Consider the following 19,231-nt stretch of genomic DNA (forward strand, 5'->3'; position numbering starts at 1 on the left):
TCAATTGCTACAGATTTGTTACAACAGACATGATAGACACAGAGGAGGGGTAAAAGCGGAGCCTCATCACAGTTCCACTCATTTTTTATCCCTGCTTAGCGCTGAGATTGACACAGCGCTGTTTTAAACAGAAATCATTTCCTGGCGGGCATATCTGGAATAATTAAATCCCCACGTAATGCATAGGAACCCAGCACACTTTTGGTTTTCTCATTAAGCCATGCCACTATTTTCGCCGCCATTGCGTCCATAGAATATTCAATTGCAGGAATGGTTGGAACCCCCGGATAATGTAACGACCCGGCCAAGCTAAATACCATGATGTCATCAGGAACGGATTTATTAAACGCCTGAAGCTGTGGAATAACACTTTGTGCTTCTCGCTCATCAGCAACCAACAAAGCATTAAAATTGAGTGTCGCACTGCTATTAAGCAGCACTTGCAACGCAACCGATGAAGAGGACGAATCCATAAAAATCAGGTCACGATTGAAAGGCAAAAAGTTATTTTCCAGTGCTCGTTTATAACCTAATAACACCTCATCCACATACCCGCTGGTATCAGGATTTATTAAGGCAATTTTTCTTCTGCCCTGTTTTATTAAATAATTACAGGCGGTTTCTGCGGCAAAAGCATGATCGAAATGGATACTATTAGTAGCATCGACATCCATACAATCGACCAGAATAATACTTTCATCCGCGAGATTAAGTGGGAAACGGGCACCAATGATCAACACGTCATCACACAAACCGCAGGTCAACTCATCCAGTGCCTGCATAACTTCAGCTTTGTTATTGGCAAAACGCAGCAGCAAATGCTTTTGATGTTGGCTCAGATGTTTTTCAAGCGCATACAGATAACCAGTTGTTTGGTTTATGTTTTCCTGCGCGCAGATAACACCAATACAGCCTGTTGACTGACTTAATAATGATTGCGCGATAACATTTGGTCGATAATTGAGTTCATCGACCGCTTTTAATACGGCCAGGCGGCTAGCTTCCTTAACGCCACGTGAACCACTCAACACTCGTGACACTGTGGCTTTAGAAACCCCAGCTAAACGTGATACATCGTTGATTGTAGACATGATTCTCTCCTCGGCAGGCTTTAGTCCTTGCCTGTCATTCCTAAATACAGCTCCGGCCCAACAATTGCAGTTTCCTGAGTATAATCGTTTCCATTTGCCATGGAAACCGAATTTCCATCACTATCCAAAATAGTTATCAAAACCTAAAACCTGTGATGTTCATCAAATAAATAATTCCTTTATATACTGGACTTTGATGGCTATCACAGTTCTATTCTCTTTGGATGGAAAACGGTTTCCGTATGATATCCAATCATTGCCGAAACAACCGCATTACCCAATTGGAAAACGGTTTCCGCATTGTGTCAGAAACGTTTTCCACACTGTTTTTTATATTTTGAGGATGGTTGTAGATGTTCAAGATTATGTTGTGTTGTTCCGCCGGTATGTCCACCAGCATGCTGGTGAGGAAGATGCGGACAGTTGCCGAGGAGAGAGGAATAGCTGTCGAGATTGATGCTTTTGGCGTATCTGAATTTGATACTCAGTTTCCACGCTATCAGGTCGTTCTGCTCGGGCCGCAAGTGAAATACATGTTAGGTATGCTCTCAGAAAAGGCTGCTGTTCACGGTATTCCCGTCCAGTCCATCGATATGATGGATTACGGAATGCAGCGTGGCGATAAAGTCCTGGACTATGCACTGTCGCTCATTAACGCGACCCACTAAGAAGGTGTTCAAATGAGTTCTCTCTATCAATCGATGGTTGCTGTTATTGAACAATCTATTACTCCGTTAGCCGGACGTCTCGGACAGCAAAAATATGTTATTGCTATCCGTGATGGATTTACCGCAGCACTGCCTTTCATGATCATCGGCTCATTTATGCTGGTGTTTATTTTCCCTCCATTTTCGGCTGATACCACCATAGGATTCGCCCGGTCGTGGCTGGATTTTTCTCAGACCTATCGTGAACAGCTCATGCTGCCATTCAATCTGAGCATGGGGGTCATGACATTTTTCATTTCTGTGGGGGTAGGTGCAAGTCTGGGGCGACAGTTTAATCTCGACCCGGTAATGACCGGCTTGCTGGCATTTATGGCATTTTTGCTTGTTGCAGCCCCCTTTGCCGACGGCAAAATCTCGACTCAGTATCTTTCTGGTCAAGGGATCTTCACGGCATTGATTACGGCTATTTATTCCACCCGTGTTTATGCCGCATTGAAGCAACACAATATTACTATTCGCTTACCGAAAGAGGTGCCAACAGGTGTCGCACGCTCTTTTGAAATATTGATCCCGGTATTGGTTATTATTGCCACACTGCACCCACTCAATTTATTCATTGAATCGCAGACCGGCATGATCATTCCAGAAGCTATCATGCATTTACTGGCTCCATTGGTTTCTGCATCAGACTCTTTACCGGCGATGTTACTGTCAGTCTTGTTGTGCCAAATTTTCTGGTTCTCCGGTATTCACGGCTCACTGATTGTCACGGGCATCATGAGTCCATTCTGGATGACCAATCTGGCTGCAAACCAGGCCGCACTGGCCGTCGGCGCAACCTTACCGCACATCTATCTGCAAGGTTTTTGGGATCACTATTTACTGATTGGTGGCGTCGGCTCCACATTACCACTGGCTTTCTTACTGTTGCGTAGCAAAGTCACTCATTTACGCACCATTGGTAAGTTAGGTGTGGTACCAAGCTTCTTCAATATTAATGAACCTATCTTGTTCGGTGCTCCAATTATTATGAACCCGATAATGTTCATACCTTTTATCTGCGTACCAATGATCAATGCCATTCTGGCTTATTCCGCAACCAAACTGGGATGGTTGGCTCAAGTGGTCTCTCTGACTCCGTGGACAACTCCAGCGCCGATTGGTGCATCCTGGGCGGCGAACTGGGCCTTTAGTCCTGTAGTGATGTGCTTGATATGTATGATGGTTTCCGCCCTGATCTATCTGCCATTCCTGCGTGCTTATGAACGTTCATTGCTGAAAACCGAAGTGGAGAAATCTCTGAACAACGCCCCATCACTGTCAGATACCGTCCGTAGCAACTGATAACCATGCATAAAGAGACCAGATTAATGAAATACCAATTTCCGGATAACTTCTGGTGGGGCAGTGCCAGCTCAGCACTGCAAACTGAAGGAGAAAGTCTTCACGCTGGCAAAAGCCCAACAACTTGGGATGCCTGGTACGCTAGCCAACCGTCGCGCTTTCACCAGCAGATTGGCCCGAATGATACCTCAACATTCTATCGCAACTGGCGGCAAGATATTGCGTTGCTTAAGCAATTGAATCACAACAGCTTTCGGACATCATTAAGTTGGGCGCGCCTGATTCCAAATGGCGTTGGTGAAGTCAATCCCGAAGCTGTCGCCTTTTATAACAATGTGATAGACGAACTTCTGGCTCAAGATATTACGCCCTTTATTACTCTGTTCCACTTTGACATGCCGATGGCGATGCAAGAGATAGGCGGCTGGGAAAACCGTGAAGTGATTGATGCCTGGAAGCACTATGCTGAAGTGTGTTTTGAGCTGTTCGGCGACCGGGTTAAGCATTGGTTTACTTTCAATGAGCCGATTGTTCCTGTTGAAGGTGGCTATCTGTATGACTTCCACTATCCCAATGTGGTGGATTTTAGACGAGCAGCGACGGTGGCATATCACACGGTGTTGGCACATGCGACGGCGGTTAAAGTTTATCGCGCTGGTCAGTATGAGGGGGAAATCGGTATCGTGCTGAACCTAACACCTTCATACCCACGATCGCAAAACCCTGCTGACCTGAAAGCAGCCGAATATGCAGACCTATTGTTTAACCGCAGTTTTCTTGACCCGGCATTACGCGGTGAATATCCACAGGAACTGATTGATTTACTGTGTGATTACGACCAGATGCCGGTACGGCTGCAAGGAGATAAAGCCCTCATTGCTGAAGGCAGAATCGATCTACTGGGTATTAATTACTATCAGCCACGGCGCGTAAAATGCCGTGACAGTGCAGTAAATCCACAAGCTCCTTTTATGCCGGAATGGCTGTTTGATGCCTATGAAATGCCTGGCCGTAAAATGAATCCTTATCGGGGATGGGAAATTTATGAGCCTGGAATTTACGATATCTTGACCAATTTACGACTTAATTACGGTAACCCTCGCTGCTTTATTTCCGAAAATGGCATGGGTGTTGAAAATGAAGAGCGTTTTTTACAAGATGGAAAAATAAACGATCAATATCGAATAGATTTCGTATCCGACCACCTTAAATGGCTGCATAAAGGAATAAGTGAAGGCTGTAATTGTCTTGGTTACCACATGTGGACATTTATTGATAACTGGTCTTGGTGCAATGGTTATAAAAACCGTTATGGCTTTATTCAATTAGATTTATCTAGCCAAAAACGTACTGTCAAAAAAAGCGGGGAATGGTTTGCCACTACCGCGGTTAATAATGGTTTTGATTAAAGTAGGAATAAATAATGGTCGAATTAGAAGAAGCAGTAATGGAAATTATTGTTAATGCCGGGCAATCACGTAGCTTGTGCTTTGAAGCACTACAAGCCGCGCGAAAAGGCGACATTGATAAAGCCAAAAGTTTGCTACAAGAAGCTGATGGCTTTGCCCGCCAGGCACACCATATGCAAACCAAGCTGATTGAACAGGATGCGGGAGAGGCCAGACAACCAATGACGCTTATTATGGTCCATGCTCAGGACCATTTAATGACCTCATTGCTGGCCCGAGAGTTATCAGAAGAAATCATTCATCTTTATCAGCGTTAATTTTTTAAATATAAACATTATTATATTATCCATCTTAAACGGAGAGATTATTACGCCTAAAATTTAAATAACCCTTATTATAATGACATTATTAAAAACAACCTTACCTTGGTGATAGCACTATTATCCTGTCAAATTCAGGCGGGATAGTATCGTCTAATATAATAAATTATTAAATGAGACAGTGATGAAAATATATAAACAACTTCCTTTAGCAATAGCGGTTATCGCCGCGCTTTGCCCTATTTCTGTACTGGCACAAGAAACAGTGACAACCATTACAACCGAACAACTTAATAAAATAGTTGCCGATGCGGTAGAAAAAGCACTAGCGGAACGTAAGGAAAAAATAGAAGCCGCTACTATTCAAAAACCCAGTGTAGATGTGGTTGAGAAATCATCTACCCCACCAACTCCAGATATGGCCATCCCCTATGGTCTAAAATTTAATGCATATGCGCGTTATGGCGCACACTTCCAGGCGGGTGACCAAAAATACGTGGGTGTTGATGGTTCTTATAATGGTTCCTCAGCTATTGGCCGCTTGGGAAATGAGGGCAACGGCGGGGAGTTCCAGCTTTCTAAAGCCTTCAAAGGCGATAATGGCGCTATTTGGGATGTGGTGGTTATGCTCGACCACTGGGGTGACGAAGTTAACCTGAAAAAAGCTTATGCCGGGGTGACTAACTTATTTGAATCTCAACCCAATGCCTATTTATGGGCCGGTCGCGATTTCCATCAGCGCCCACAACAAGGTATCAACGACTATTTCTGGATGACCCATGATGGACAAGGCACTGGGATAAAAAACTTGGATCTCGGTGGTGTTCAACTTGATGCCGCCGCTGTCGGCTCGGTGCAATCCTGTAATCCAGAAGTTGTCGCAAACCCATCAAATCCATCACGCATCACCTGTACCGGAGGGTCGGGAACCGGTGATAACGGCCATTATGCTCTGACATCCAAAATACATGGCGTGCAGTTGGGGCCGATCGACTTTGAGCTATTTACCAACTATGGTTTTGATTCTAAAGCTATTGAGAGTGAAGAGAAGCTGAAAGCCTGGCAAACTGCGGTGGTACTCAGTCATAAGGGCGACAATATTGAGAACAAGTGGGTTACCCGCTATTCCGATAATTCAGATAACAGTGTCTATAACAAAACTGACGATCTTCGCACTGTTTATACCAGCCTTGAGGGCACCTATAAGTTCACACAGCAAACCTCTGTAACTTACCTCGCAGCATTCCATGATTACGACAGAAGTCACCATAATGAGGACAATCGCCGCAACTATGGTGTCATTATTCGCCCAATGCATTTCTGGAACGATATCCATTCAACCTGGCTTGAAGCGGGTTATCAGCGCGTAGATTATGATACCGGCGGTGATAACAAAGGCTGGAAGATGACACTTTCTCAGAATGTCTCTATAGCGATGGGTGCAGACTTCAGACCAATGCTGCGCTTCTATGTCACCGGGGGTGAAGTCGATAACAAGCATACTGCGACCACCACTGACACCGAAGATACACGCCTTGACTCTTTCAACATCGGGGCAATGTGGGAAGCCTGGTTCTAGTCCATATTCAGGATAGCCGCTCCGGCGGTTATCCTGAGTCATATAGCGTTAATAAAATTCTTATCTGGTCATCATTACCTCATATTGTCTTACAGCATATCTGGCTGTTATCTTGCTGTTTATATGACGTCATACTTTCGCCTGCCACCGACAAAAGATAGGAATAATAATGATGAAAATTTTGGGACTTATTGGCGGTATGAGTTGGGAATCGACTATTCCCTATTACCGGCTAATCAACCAGCAAGTTAAAGAACAATTAGGCGGATTGCACAGCGCCAAGATTATTCTCTACAGTGTTGATTTCCATGACATTGAGCAGTTGCAGGCCAAGGGGGATTGGCAAACTGCGGGCCAGGTGCTGTCTGATGCTGCGGTTTCATTAAAACGTGCTGGGGCAGATGTTATTGTCGTGTGTACCAATACCATGCACAAAGTGGCAGATGAAATTGAAGCCGTCAGTGGATTACCTTTATTACATATTGCCGACGCCACTGCCGCACAAATCAAACAGCAAGGGATCAGTAAAATCGGTTTACTCGGCACCCGTTATACTATGGAGCAAGATTTCTATCGTGGTCGTTTAACCCAAAAGCACAATATTGAGGTCATTACGCCGGATAGTGAAGACCGCGAAATTATTAACCGTATTATTTATGAAGAACTTTGTCTGGGTATTATCAATGAAACATCGCGTCAGGAATATCGCCGTATCATCGGCCATTTAGAAGCGCTAGGTGCGCAAGGGATTATCTTTGGTTGCACTGAGATTACCCTGTTGGTTAATGCGCAAGATGCCAGTGTGCCCGTGTTTGATACCACGGCAATACACGCCAAAGCAGCGGCACATTATGCGCTCCAGCTCTAGCAATACCTGCAGATATTAATATCGCGGGCCAAGGACATCAGCCACTGATCCTATTCTTGCCCGCAGCTTTTGAGTTATAGAGCATTTTATCCGCCCGAATTAATAACTGTTCCTGCGATTCTTTTTGTTCCAACTCAACCACACCTAAACTCATTGTGATATGAATATCGCCATCTACGGGCATTATCTCAATCAGATGCCTAATTTTCTCCGCGATGCATTTAGCCTCATTTAATTGGGTATTAGGTAAAACAATCATAAATTCATCGCCGCCCCAACGACCTAACAGGTCAACTTCCCTAATATTGTTGCTAATAACATCAACAACATGTGTCAATGTTAAATCTCCAACCGAATGGCCATATTTGTCATTAATTGGTTTAAAATTATCTAAATCCAGCGAAAGTAATGATAGCGGCTGGCAAAAACGCTTAGCACGGTTATATTCATGCTTCAGTACTTTTTCCAACAAATAACGATTCGCCGTGGACGTTAATACATCCGTTTCCGAAAGTATCTTTTCGATATCTAATTGCTGCTGAAGCTGAAAATTACTTTCACGTAACTCGGCGGTTCGTTCTTCAACTAAAGCTTCCAATGATTTATTTTTTAGTTCCAATTTTTCAAGGCGCTGTTTTCTATCATGAATATTCCGGTGTGCGCCTATCATTCTTGACACTGTACCGTCAATGTTACGTTCAATCACCTTACCGCGATCTTCAATCCAGATATAGTCACCGTCATGAGTTAGGCAACGATATTCTATCTGGTATTTTTCGGCCTGCTGGTTAATATACGCATCAAACTGAAACATAACTCTTTCAAAATCTTCTGGGTGAATAATTTTTTCCCAAGTATGCACTGTATTTTCAAAAGCATGGGCAGGATACCCCAGCATTTCATACCAACCGGTATTACGGTAAACGAACCCATTGTTTGCATTCCAATCCCAGATACCATCACTTATCACTTCGAGAATTTCATGAACAACTCGCTCGTTTAAATCAGCAATCTTAAAATTATGAGCACTTTGATTATAGTTCATTAAACTACCCTGCTGTGTTGATAAATTAAAAGACACAAATAAGCTTGTTTAATTATTGTTCTAATATTGTGAATTAACGGTTTTGGGCAGGCAAGGATTTTTTAACTCTAAATTTGACCTTAAAAGAATATAAACTTATTAAGAACCAGTAAGATTTATCTTAATACGTTACCATTCAATCACCTACTTTATGTAGTGTTATACATGTGGGATATTTAGTATAAGATATTTTTATGAATAACTTGTGATCGGCCCACTTTCTTTTGCACAAAAAGATAAAGTTAACAAAAAATAGGTTTATCTGATAATGAGAATTATTTTCTAGAGGTACTTTTATTTTATAGCAAATAAAAAAGCCTGCGATCTCTCGCAGGCCTAATTATAAAGAATAAACTAGCAGAAATATCTGCGTTTAGTCTTATTTCTGGTATTTACGCATAACCAATGTGGCGTTAGTTCCGCCGAAACCGAAGCTGTTAGACATCACAGTGGTCAATCCGCGTTGAGTTGGCTCAGTGATGATATTCATCCCTACGGCTTTCTCATCCAGATTTTCAATATTAATACTTGGTGCAATAAAGCCGTGTTCAACCATTAACAGGCTGAAGATTGCTTCATGTACACCGGCCGCACCCAGAGAGTGACCGGTCATCGCTTTGGTTGAGGAGATAGCCGGGGTGTTATCACCAAAGACTTCACGGATCGCGCCCAGCTCTTTCACATCACCTACCGGTGTAGAAGTGCCGTGTACGTTCATGTAATCAATTGGTGTATCAACACCTTCCATTGCCATCTTCATACAACGCACAGCGCCTTCACCTGATGGTGCAACCATATCTGCGCCATCTGAAGTTGCACCGTAGCCAACAATCTCAGCATAGATATGTGCGCCACGGGCCAGAGCATGCTCCAACTCTTCAACGACAACCATGCCGCCGCCACCTGCAATAACAAAACCATCGCGGTCTTGATCATAAGTACGGGAAGCTTTGGCCGGAGTTTCATTGTATTTGGTAGACAATGCACCCATTGCGTCGAACTCGCAGGACATCTCCCAGCACAGTTCTTCACCGCCACCGGCAAACACCACATCCTGTTTGCCCAACTGGATCAATTCCAGCGCATGGCCAATACAGTGAGCGGAGGTCGCACAAGCGGAACTGATAGAGTAATTTACGCCTTTGATTTTAAAAGGTGTTGCCAGACACGCGGACACGCCGGATGCCATAGCTTTCGTCACCATATAAGGGCCTACGCCACGCAGACCTTTTGCGCGCATGCCATCAGAACCAGCAACCTGGTTGCGAGGTGAACCGCCACCTGAGCCGACCACTAGCCCACTACGGAAATTAGAAACTTGTTCTTCCGTCAGCCCAGAATCTTCAATGGCCTGTTTCATAGACAGATAAGCATAAACAGAGGCGTCGCTCATAAAGCGCAGCACTTTACGGTCGATATTTTCTGTAATAGTCTCAGGTGCGAGCTTTACATCGCCCCATACATGGCTGCGCATACCTGCGTCTTTAAATTCCTGAGAGAAAGTAATGCCAGAGCGGCCTTCCTGTAAAGATGCCAGAACTTCCTGCTGGTTATTACCAATGCTGGATACAATACCCAAGCCAGTAATGACTGCACGCTTCATTCAATACCTCTTCCACTTATTTTACATTCGGGATTTTGCAACGCACTTTAGCGTACAGTTGTACGCCGAACAAGTCCGATCAGCGTAATATACCCAGATAATTTTACGATTTGCACGCGGCGGGTCACATAGTTAGAATCGCCCTACCCCTTGAGATACGAGTCTTTAAACGTGAGCCACTCCCCAATCCAAACGGCAACATTAAGCTGGAATGAACAGGGTACACCTGTATCGGAACAGTTTGGTGACATCTATTTTTCCAATGAAGATGGACTGGAGGAAACTCACCACGTTTTTCTTAAGGGAAATGGCTTCCCCGAGCGCTTTGTACAGCACCCGCGAAATAACTGTATTTTTGCTGAGACAGGTTTTGGTACTGGGTTGAATTTCCTAACATTATGGCGAGATTTCGCCCAGTTTCGCCAGCTTCACCCCACGGCTAAACTCCAGCGTTTGCACTATATTAGCGTCGAGAAATACCCGCTTCAGATCGCCGATTTAGCCGCAGCCCATGACCATTGGCCGGAGCTAAGCTCTTTTGCCGAGCAACTGCGCGCCCAATGGCCATTGCCCCTTGCCGGGTGTCACCGCATTTTGCTGGCAGACGGAACTATCACGCTGGATCTATGGTTTGGTGATGTGAATACTCTGCTGCCACAGTTGGATTCCAGCTTGAATAATCAGGTAGATGCATGGTTCCTTGATGGGTTTGCGCCGGCTAAAAACCCTGATATGTGGAATGATACGCTGTTTAGTGCCATGGCTCGCATGGCAAGGCCGGGGGGCACATTTGCCACATTTACTGCTGCCGGATTTGTGCGCCGCGGGTTGCAACAAGCAGGATTTGACGTCGCGAAAGTCAAAGGTTTTGGTCAGAAACGCGAAATGCTGACCGGCACGTTGCCACACAACCTGCTTACTGACCAATACGCACCTTGGTATCATCGGCCCTCTGCTACCCATTGTGATGATATCGCGATTATCGGCGGAGGAATTGTCAGCGCATTAACCGCATTGGCCTTGCTGCGCCGTGGTGCCAAAGTCACACTTTACTGTGCTGATACGCAACCCGCCCAAGGTGCCTCAGGTAACCGGCAAGGTGCACTCTACCCACTGCTGAATGGCAAAAGTGATGCGCTGGAAACCTTCTTCACCCGCGCTTTTACCTTTGCCCGTCGTCAATATGACCAATTGCTTGAGCAAGGTATTCACTTTGACCATCAATGGTGTGGTGTCAGCCAATTGGCCTTTGACGAAAAAAGTCGTGGCAAGATTGATAAAATGCTGCAAACCGACTGGCCGGTATTACTTGCCGAAGCGATGAGCCGTGAACAACTGAGTGCGTTGGCCGGGTTAGATTGCGCTCACGACGGTATCCACTACCCCGCCGGTGGTTGGCTTTGCCCATCAGACCTCACTACAGCGCTCATGACGCTAGCGCAACAAAAGGGTATGACCTGCCACTATGGGCATGAACTGCATCAACTAGACCGGGTTGACGGGTTATGGCAACTCACATTCAAGCAATCGCTAGCAAACAAACAACCGCAGGCAAGCAGACAACATGCCACTGTGGTGCTGGCCACAGGTCACCGCTTACCTGAATGGGAACAAACTCGGCACCTGCCGCTGTCGGCTGTGCGCGGGCAAGTTTCGCACATTCCTACCACGCCGATACTCAGCCAATTGCGGCAAGTGCTGTGCTACGACGGGTATCTGACGCCGGTAAACCCGGCGAATGAGCATCACTGTATTGGTGCCAGTTACCAGCGCGGTGATGTGGCGACTGATTTTCGTGCCGACGAACAGCAAGAAAACCGGGATCGCCTGTTACGTTGCCTGCCAAATGTCAGTTGGCCGCAGCAAGTGGATGTCAGTGATAATCAGGCGCGCTGCGGTGTGCGCTGTGCTATTCGTGATCATTTACCGATGGTGGGCGCAGTGCCTGATTACGCCGCAACACTGGCGCAATATCAGGATTTACAGCGAAAAGTCCAACGTGGTGAGGAAATTCCTCTCGCGCCGGTGTGGCCGGAGTTATTTATGGTGGGAGCTTTGGGATCACGCGGTTTGTGCAGTGCGCCATTGGTGGCAGAAATCCTAGCCGCACAAATGTTTGGCGAACCACAGCCATTAGATGCAACCACGCTAGCGGCACTGAATCCTAACCGATTTTGGATTCGAAAATTACTGAAAGGCCGGCCAGTGCAACATCGCGATCCGATATTATCTTAGCCGGAGAATCGCGTAGCTAACACCCCTGCGGCTTCAAGGACTTATGAATCCCCAAAGTCATTGACGTCGCAGGTAGGCAGCAAGTGAACAAACCCCGATGAGCTTACACCGGTAAGTGATTCGGGTGCGTGAGCGTAGCTAACACCCCTGCGGCTTCAAGGACGTATGAATCCCCAAAGTCATTGACGTCGCAGGTAGGCAGCAAGTGAACAAACCCCGATGAGCTTACACCGGTAAGTGATTCGGGTGCGTGAGCGTAGCTAACACCCCTGCGGCTTCAAGGACGTATGAATCCCCAAAGTCATTGACGTCGCAGGTAGGCAGCAAGTGAACAAACCCCGATGAGCTTACACCGGTAAGTGATTCGGGTGCGTGAGCGTAGCTAACACCCCTGCGGCTTCAAGGACGTATGAATCCCCAAAGTCATTGACGTCGCAGGTAGGCAGCAAGTGAACAAACCCCGATGAGCTTACACCGGTAAGTGATTCGGGTGCGTGAGCGTAGCTAACACCCCTGCGGCTTCAAGGACGTATGAATCCCCAAAGTCATTGACGTCGCAGGTAGGCAGCAAGTGAACAAACCCCGATGAGCTTACACCGGTAAGTGATTCGGGTGCGTGAGCGTAGTTAACACCCCTGCGGCTTCAAGGACGAAGGGGATTTTGGGCTTGTTCCAACAAACGATCCCACAACCCCAAAACCAAAGCCTGATCCGGTGGAGAAAGTTCACCGGCTTTGATGGCCTTATCCAGACTGGTCTGCACCCGTGCATGTAGCTGCTCGGCAGTGTGCTCACCAAACTCTTCAGATTCAGCAACGGCCAATGTTAGATGCCCGCGCAGGTAGCCGCCCGCAAATAAATCATCATCGCTGGCGTACTCTACCATGTCATCTATCTGCGCCAAGATGCGCGTTTCGAACTCTGCGATCATCACTTCCCCTAAATTTTTCTTTTATATCAATGCAATACATAACGCTATACGAAATCTTCCGGGTAAGGGAAAAGCGCTGGCACCAACGGTGGCGTATTGTAAAACGATTGTAGCGCCTGAATAAAGCCCGCTGGTCGTGGGGATATGCCGTTTTCCAAGTGCCATAGCACCTGTTCGCGTACTTTGCGCTGAAATGTAATGCGGTCTGGCTCGCAATCACCTTCCAGATTATCGCAACTGACATTGAACGGGAAACCGGCGGCCACACAAAACATCCACTCCAGCGCCTGCGGCTTAATTTCTACTGCTTCAAACTGGCTTTGCGTTAATGCATCACGCCCATCGGGACAGTACCAATAGCCAAAATCCACCAATTTACGGCGTTCTTCCCCGGCAATACACCAATGGGAGATTTCATGCATCCCGCTGGCATAATAGCCATGGGCGAAAATCACTCGATGATAAGAAAACTGCTCATCGGCGGGCAGATAGATAGGTTCATCATCGCCTTTCACCAACCGCGTATTATATTTCTCGCTAAAACAGGCATTAAAAATATCAATTAATTGCTGATAATCATGAGTCATGCTTGGGTCCGTAAGAGCACTATACTCGTCATACTTCAAGCTGCATGTGCGTTGGCTGCAGTCGTTACTCGGCCCGTCCATGGGCCTCGCCTCTGCGAGGCCGCTGCAAGCAGCGTTCAAATCTGCTCCCGGCAGGTTTGTCACCCGAATCACTTACCTGAGTAAGCTCATCGGGATTCATTCGATTGCCGCCTTCCTGAAACTCGAATTATTTAGAGTATAAAATATGAATTAGGCGAAAACATGTAATCCTAGCCATGTGGAGATCTCGGCACCGTGGCTGTCGTACAGCAGCTTGCAGCTCATAACTAATGACACCACGACAATCATTGGGCGAATCAATTTCTGCCCCTTGGTCAAGACCATGTGAGCGCCAAGACGTGCGCCAAGAACTTGCCCCACCAGCATCACCAACCCAATACTCCACACCACTTTGCCGCCGACAATAAAGAAAATCAGGCTACCCAAATTGGAGGTGAAATTGAGCACTTTGGCATGTGCCGTGGATTTTGCCAGATTAAAACCGCACAGGGTCACAAAAGCCAAGGCATAGAAAGAACCGGCTCCGGGGCCAAAGAAACCATCATAAAAACCCACACCACCACCGGCAATCAGAGCAAATGGCACCGCCGACAAACGGCGTTGCTGGTCAACCTCGCCAAGCTTGGGGGTCACCAGAAAATAGACACCAATGCCAATCACCAACAGCGGCAAGATTTGCCGCAGAATATCGGCCCGCATATGCTGGACTAAAATAGCCCCCAGCATTGACCCCACCACAGTGAGAGCAATGGTCAGCTTTTGCTCTTTCAGATTAACCGCCCCACGGCGGATAAAATAAAGGCTGGCAGAAAATGACCCGCCGACCGATTGCAGCTTGTTGGTCGCCAAAACCTGTGCCGGAGGTAACCCCACCGCCAGCAGTGCTGGGACGGTCAGTAGCCCGCCGCCGCCAGCAATGGAATCAATAAATCCGGCCAATATAGCGACTAAAAACAATATCCCCAAAACCGCAGGACCCAGGGTAAACCAATCCATGATTTATTCCGCAGCGAAATGGTTATCCAACAAAGCCTGACAGGAAGGCGGCAATGGCGGTGGTAAGGTTTTACCCGGTTTAGCACTTGGCTGATGGGGCTGGAACCAACTTTCCAATTCTGCGCCACACCCATCACCCGGCGGTGGCGTGTCTTGATCCAGACATTCCAGACTATCTGCCGGGCAACGCAAGCGCACATGCATATGGGCACGATGACCAAACCATGGGCGCACTTTATGCAACCAGGTACGGTCCACTCCGGCATCTAAACAAAGCTGCTTTTTAATCGCCGGGTTGACGAAAATACGCGTTACTTCATCATCATTGGCGGCCAGTTTAATCAGGCTTTCAACTTGCGATTGCCATAATGCTGGCACCACTCGTTTACCATCAACAGCTACCAAATCAATAGGTTGTGGTTTTAATAATTGCTGCTGACTCCAGCGCCGTTTCGGCAATTGTAGCCAAATATCCACATCCAGCCCCGACTGATGGCTAGCATGTCCGCTGCTAAAACGCCCACCTGCTGGCATCGCCATATCACCAATCAACACCGTACCAAGCTGATTTTTCTGGGCTTTATCACTCAGCCGATGAATAAAATTCAGCAAATCAGGATGACCAAAATAACGGCGTTGATCCGGGCGCATCACCTGATAGTCTGCCGATTCTAGCGGCAAAGGCATCGCGCCGATAACACAACCATTGGCAAAACCACCAATTGACTGCGGAGACCCCGCCACCGGGTGGGTAATCTGTTGCCATGGCGTCGCCGCCATAACCGGGCTGATGGCAACCAGTGCCAATAAGCCTGCTATCCATTTTTTCATGGTGCTTACCAGCGCGGGACGTCTGAAACCACATCACCGCACTGTGCACGCTGGCGCAGCAGGTGATCCATTAACACAATTGCCATCATCGCTTCTGCAATCGGAACAGCACGAATGCCGACGCAAGGGTCATGGCGGCCACGGGTAATCATCTCAACCGCTTCGCCCTGCCGGTTAATCGTCTGCCCCGGAACCGTGATGCTGGAGGTCGGCTTCAACGCGATATGTGCTACAACTGGCTGTCCGCTGCTGATCCCACCTAGAATGCCGCCCGCATGGTTGCTTTGGAAACCTTGCGGAGTAATTTCATCGCGGTTTTCGCTACCACGTTTAGTGACCACCGCGAAACCATCACCAATTTCCACCCCTTTCACCGCATTGATGCTCATCAGCGCATGAGCTAAATCAGCATCTAAACGGTCAAAAACTGGCTCGCCTAAACCGACCGGGACATGTTCAGCCACCACAGTAATTTTGGCACCAATAGAGTCACCGGCCTTTTTCAGCTCGCGCATCAGGGCATCCAGTGACTCCAATTTGCTCACATCCGGACAGAAGAATGGGTTTTGCTCAACTTGATCCCAGTCAACCACATCACAGCTGATATCACCGATTTGTGCCAAATAACCGCGTACCTGCACACCAAACTTCTGCGCCAGATATTTTTTCGCAATAGCACCGGCGGCAACGCGCATCGCCGTTTCACGGGCAGAAGAGCGGCCACCACCGCGATAATCGCGTACGCCGTATTTTTGCTCATAAGTGTAATCGGCGTGGCCTGGGCGAAATACATCTTTAATCGCACTGTAATCTTGTGAGCGCTGATCAGTATTTTCAATCATCAAGCCGATACTGGTACCGGTGGTGACGCCCTCGAATACACCAGACAAAATGCGCACTTGATCCGGCTCGCGACGTTGAGTGGTATAGCGCGAGGTGCCAGGGCGACGTCGGTCGAGATCCAACTGGATATCAGCCTCGGTGATAGGAATTCCCGGTGGAACACCATCGATAATACATCCCAAGGCGATGCCGTGAGATTCACCAAAAGTGGTGACGCGGAAAAACTGCCCAATACTGTTCCCAGCCATCACGGCTCCTTGAATTCTAATAAGCACTTTGTCAGGCCGGTATTCGCCACCCTGACAGATTTAAAGTGAATAATTAATCACGATATATACTGAAATGTGGTGCGCAATCAATCAGTTGTTGTTTAGTCAACATAAAGACGCCGTCACCGCCATTGTCAAACTCCAGCCAAGTGAAAGGTACATCCGGATATTGATCCATTAAATGCACCATGCTATTGCCCACTTCGCAAATCAGCACACCATCATCTTGTAAAAAGTCTGGCGCACAGGCCAGAATGCGGCGGGCCAGTTTCAGACCATCACTACCCGCAGCTAAGCCCAGCTCAGGTTCAAAGCGGAACTCATCCGGTAAATCGGCCATATCTTCGGCATCAACATACGGCGGGTTGGTGACAATCAGGTCATATTTGATAGGCGGTAAATCACGGAATAGATCGGAGCGAATTGGCGTGACCTGATGCTCCATACCATGCTGCTGAATATTGTGCTCAGTGACTGCCAGCACATCATTGGAGATATCAACAGCATCCACTTCCGCTTCCGGGAAGGCATAGGCACAAGCAATGGCAATACAGCCGCTGCCAGTACACATATCCAGAATATGTTTAGGTTGATGGCGAATCAGCCCATCAAAATTGTTATTAATCAGCTCGCCAATGGGTGAGCGTGGCACCAATACACGCTCATCAACATAATATTCCATGCCACAGAACCAGGCTTTATTAGTTAGGTAAGCAACTGGAATGCGCTCATTGACCCGGCGAATAACTCGCTCGACAATACGATGGCGCTCACTGGATGTCAGGCGCGCATTGCGCATATCTTCTGGAATATCTATCGGTAAAAATAGGCTTGGAAAAACCAATTGCACCGCTTCGTCCCACGGATTATCAGTACCGTGACCATAAAAAATATTGGCCGCATTAAAACGGCTGACTGCCCAACGCAGCATATCCTGAATGGTGTGCAGCTCGTTTACTGCTTCGTCGACGAAAATCTTGTCCAAGGTATTCTCCAGCTAGGGCATAAAATCATTATCTATGCCCCTAGTTTGCCATGAAGCCCGCCACAAATCAGCAGCAATACATCAGTTGAATGATAACCAAATAATGAAATACACATTAAAGCCACCAATCTTAAGATTACATTTATTTAGACAGATGCATCTCAACAGGTAAACTGGGGAAATTGCACAAGTACGATGAACAGATAATGAAAAATAAATATCACCTGACAACAGATGAATTAGCACTATTTAAAGAGTCGATAGCCGGAGCCAAGAAGCTGAAACAAGACACAATTGTCCATCGTGTGCCGCCCAAACTCGGCAAAAAAATTGCGCCGGAACGATTGCTGCAAGAGCAGGTTGATGCCAGTCATTATTTTTCTGATGAATTCCAACCGCTATTAGATACCGACGGCCCGACGCGTTATGTGCGGCCTGGTGTTGATCATTTTGAAGTAAAAAAACTTCGACGGGGTGATTATTCACCCGATATGTTTTTAGATTTACACGGGTTAACCCAAAAACAAGCTAAGCAAGAGTTGGGAGCCTTGATTGCGGCCTGCAAACGCGAGCACGTGCATTGCGCCTGTGTTATGCATGGGCATGGCAAGCATGTTTTGAAGCAGCAAACCCCGCTGTGGTTGGCGCAGCATCCCGATGTGCTGGCATTCCATCAAGCCCCGAAAGAATGGGGTGGCACAGCGGCATTATTGGTGTTAATTGAGTTAGAGCAGTAGCCGGGTTGGCTGGTAGGATGCATTTTGCTGCCACACACATGCAATTTGAAATATGGCGAGTAGAGGCGCGACAGTGATGCCGCACCCTATTGAACATTGGCTCAGATGATACTTAGCCGTGACAAGCTTTAGCTAAAAGTTGTGTCGGGCTAACCTGCCAGTCAAACGTCCCCTTGCCAGTTTCGCCATCCAAATCAACACAAGCAATTGCTGAAGTCGCAAACATTGGCGGGCATTGCCCCGGACAAAGTTCAGCCACCAAATACCCGACCAGCGGCAAGTGCGAAATAACCAACACCGTAGCACAATCTTCTTTTGCCAGTGCTTGTAAATAGCAACATACAAAAGCGGCATCCCCACCCGGCGTTAATTCTGGCATCACTTCCTGCTCTGCCGGAAGCGTCATCACCCCGCGCACCACTTCTAATGTTTGCCCTGCACGTAAGTATGGGCTAACCAAAATCCTTTCAATATCGACTGACTGGTCGTTTAACCAGCTTGCCATCTGGCGTGATTCATCCTGACCACACAGAGTAAGAGGCCTTTGCGCATCACTGGGTGCGTTTAGGGCCGCGTCACCGTGACGCATAATGAAAACTTGCATATTGCACCGTTTTTGTTAACAAAATAACGCTATACAGAAACGCTTTGCGTGCTGTACCGCCGAAACCTTTGCTTGAAAGCAAAGAAACTTCATAACGATAACGCGCCGTCTCTCTATGGCGGCCGGGCATTTTGCCTGAAACTTAAGGTAAAGAAAATGGCTGTTTTTACACCATCAACACCAACAGCCAACTTTGACTGGTTAC

Annotated in this window: 18 protein-coding genes; 8 read left to right on the forward strand and 10 right to left on the reverse strand. The window is 47.2% G+C overall.

Going from position 1 to position 19,231, the window contains the following annotated elements; translation table 11 throughout:
- Positions 1-134: 134 nt before the first annotated feature.
- Positions 135-1,091 (reverse strand): LacI family DNA-binding transcriptional regulator, encoded by a 957-nt coding sequence (locus tag OP863_RS13635; RefSeq protein WP_145587846.1) that lies wholly within the window; start codon positions 1,089-1,091, stop codon positions 135-137.
- 353 nt (positions 1,092-1,444) lie between these two features.
- Between OP863_RS13635 and OP863_RS13640 the strand changes: the two genes are divergently transcribed.
- The 6 genes from OP863_RS13640 (at position 1,445) to OP863_RS13665 (ending at position 7,279) form a co-directional block, all read left to right on the forward strand.
- Positions 1,445-1,759, forward strand: coding sequence for a PTS sugar transporter subunit IIB (locus OP863_RS13640; RefSeq protein WP_145587848.1), 315 nt, complete (start codon positions 1,445-1,447; stop codon positions 1,757-1,759).
- Between the two features lie 12 nt (positions 1,760-1,771).
- On the forward strand, positions 1,772-3,103 hold the full coding sequence (locus tag OP863_RS13645; RefSeq protein ID WP_038631727.1) for a PTS sugar transporter subunit IIC: 1,332 nt from the start codon (positions 1,772-1,774) through the stop codon (positions 3,101-3,103).
- Between the two features lie 26 nt (positions 3,104-3,129).
- Positions 3,130-4,512: a glycoside hydrolase family 1 protein gene (locus tag OP863_RS13650; protein WP_265525406.1), complete on the forward strand. Its 1,383-nt coding sequence runs from the start codon at positions 3,130-3,132 to the stop codon at positions 4,510-4,512.
- A 14-nt stretch (positions 4,513-4,526) separates the two neighbouring features.
- Positions 4,527-4,829, forward strand: a complete 303-nt coding sequence (locus tag OP863_RS13655; protein ID WP_004391580.1) for a PTS lactose/cellobiose transporter subunit IIA — start codon at positions 4,527-4,529, stop codon at positions 4,827-4,829.
- 187 nt (positions 4,830-5,016) lie between these two features.
- Complete coding sequence (locus OP863_RS13660) at positions 5,017-6,411, forward strand: carbohydrate porin (RefSeq protein WP_265525407.1); 1,395 nt, start codon at positions 5,017-5,019, stop codon at positions 6,409-6,411.
- A gap of 172 nt (positions 6,412-6,583) precedes the next feature.
- On the forward strand, positions 6,584-7,279 hold the full coding sequence (locus OP863_RS13665; protein WP_167335065.1) for an aspartate/glutamate racemase family protein: 696 nt from the start codon (positions 6,584-6,586) through the stop codon (positions 7,277-7,279).
- A gap of 37 nt (positions 7,280-7,316) precedes the next feature.
- On the opposite strand, the gene OP863_RS13670 is transcribed toward OP863_RS13665, so the two are convergent.
- Together OP863_RS13670 and fabB are read right to left on the reverse strand one after the other, a co-directional pair.
- The gene (locus OP863_RS13670) at positions 7,317-8,324 is read right to left on the reverse strand and encodes a sensor domain-containing diguanylate cyclase (protein WP_145591618.1); all 1,008 of its coding nucleotides are present in this window, start codon (positions 8,322-8,324) and stop codon (positions 7,317-7,319) included.
- 418 nt (positions 8,325-8,742) lie between these two features.
- Entirely contained in the window at positions 8,743-9,966 is a 1,224-nt protein-coding gene (gene fabB, locus OP863_RS13675) for a beta-ketoacyl-ACP synthase I (protein ID WP_050112952.1), read from the reverse strand.
- A gap of 171 nt (positions 9,967-10,137) precedes the next feature.
- On the opposite strand from fabB, the gene mnmC reads away from it, so the two are divergent.
- Positions 10,138-12,201: a bifunctional tRNA (5-methylaminomethyl-2-thiouridine)(34)-methyltransferase MnmD/FAD-dependent 5-carboxymethylaminomethyl-2-thiouridine(34) oxidoreductase MnmC gene (mnmC, locus tag OP863_RS13680; RefSeq protein ID WP_265525408.1), complete on the forward strand. Its 2,064-nt coding sequence runs from the start codon at positions 10,138-10,140 to the stop codon at positions 12,199-12,201.
- 643 nt (positions 12,202-12,844) lie between these two features.
- On the opposite strand, the gene OP863_RS13685 is transcribed toward mnmC, so the two are convergent.
- The 6 genes from OP863_RS13685 to prmB all read right to left on the reverse strand — a co-directional run bounded on the left by OP863_RS13685 (position 12,845) and on the right by prmB (position 17,685).
- Positions 12,845-13,132: a YfcL family protein gene (locus tag OP863_RS13685; protein ID WP_038631710.1), complete on the reverse strand. Its 288-nt coding sequence runs from the start codon at positions 13,130-13,132 to the stop codon at positions 12,845-12,847.
- A 44-nt stretch (positions 13,133-13,176) separates the two neighbouring features.
- Positions 13,177-13,719 carry an elongation factor P hydroxylase gene (locus tag OP863_RS13690; protein WP_038631707.1) on the reverse strand — a complete coding sequence of 181 codons (543 nt, stop codon included), beginning with the start codon at positions 13,717-13,719 and terminating at the stop codon, positions 13,177-13,179.
- A gap of 231 nt (positions 13,720-13,950) precedes the next feature.
- Positions 13,951-14,757, reverse strand: a complete 807-nt coding sequence (locus OP863_RS13695; protein ID WP_038631705.1) for a sulfite exporter TauE/SafE family protein — start codon at positions 14,755-14,757, stop codon at positions 13,951-13,953.
- 3 nt (positions 14,758-14,760) lie between these two features.
- Positions 14,761-15,588, reverse strand: coding sequence for a penicillin-insensitive murein endopeptidase (gene mepA / locus OP863_RS13700; RefSeq protein WP_265525409.1), 828 nt, complete (start codon positions 15,586-15,588; stop codon positions 14,761-14,763).
- 5 nt (positions 15,589-15,593) lie between these two features.
- Complete coding sequence (gene aroC / locus OP863_RS13705; protein ID WP_038631702.1) at positions 15,594-16,679, reverse strand: chorismate synthase; 1,086 nt, start codon at positions 16,677-16,679, stop codon at positions 15,594-15,596.
- 73 nt (positions 16,680-16,752) lie between these two features.
- Positions 16,753-17,685: a 50S ribosomal protein L3 N(5)-glutamine methyltransferase gene (gene prmB / locus OP863_RS13710; RefSeq protein ID WP_038631700.1), complete on the reverse strand. Its 933-nt coding sequence runs from the start codon at positions 17,683-17,685 to the stop codon at positions 16,753-16,755.
- 206 nt (positions 17,686-17,891) lie between these two features.
- Here prmB and smrB point away from each other — a divergent pair, with 206 nt between their 5' ends.
- A complete protein-coding gene (gene smrB / locus OP863_RS13715) occupies positions 17,892-18,422 on the forward strand; it encodes an endonuclease SmrB (RefSeq protein ID WP_038631698.1) in 531 nt (176 codons plus the stop codon).
- 112 nt (positions 18,423-18,534) lie between these two features.
- Here the strand turns inward: smrB and sixA are convergent, their stop codons facing one another.
- On the reverse strand, positions 18,535-19,026 hold the full coding sequence (gene sixA, locus OP863_RS13720) for a phosphohistidine phosphatase SixA (protein ID WP_145587352.1): 492 nt from the start codon (positions 19,024-19,026) through the stop codon (positions 18,535-18,537).
- Positions 19,027-19,231: the final 205 nt, after the last annotated feature.

Source organism: Yersinia sp. SCPM-O-B-9106 (C-191) (assembly GCF_026183365.1).
In the GTDB taxonomy this organism is placed as follows: Bacteria; Pseudomonadota; Gammaproteobacteria; order Enterobacterales; family Enterobacteriaceae; genus Yersinia; species Yersinia rochesterensis.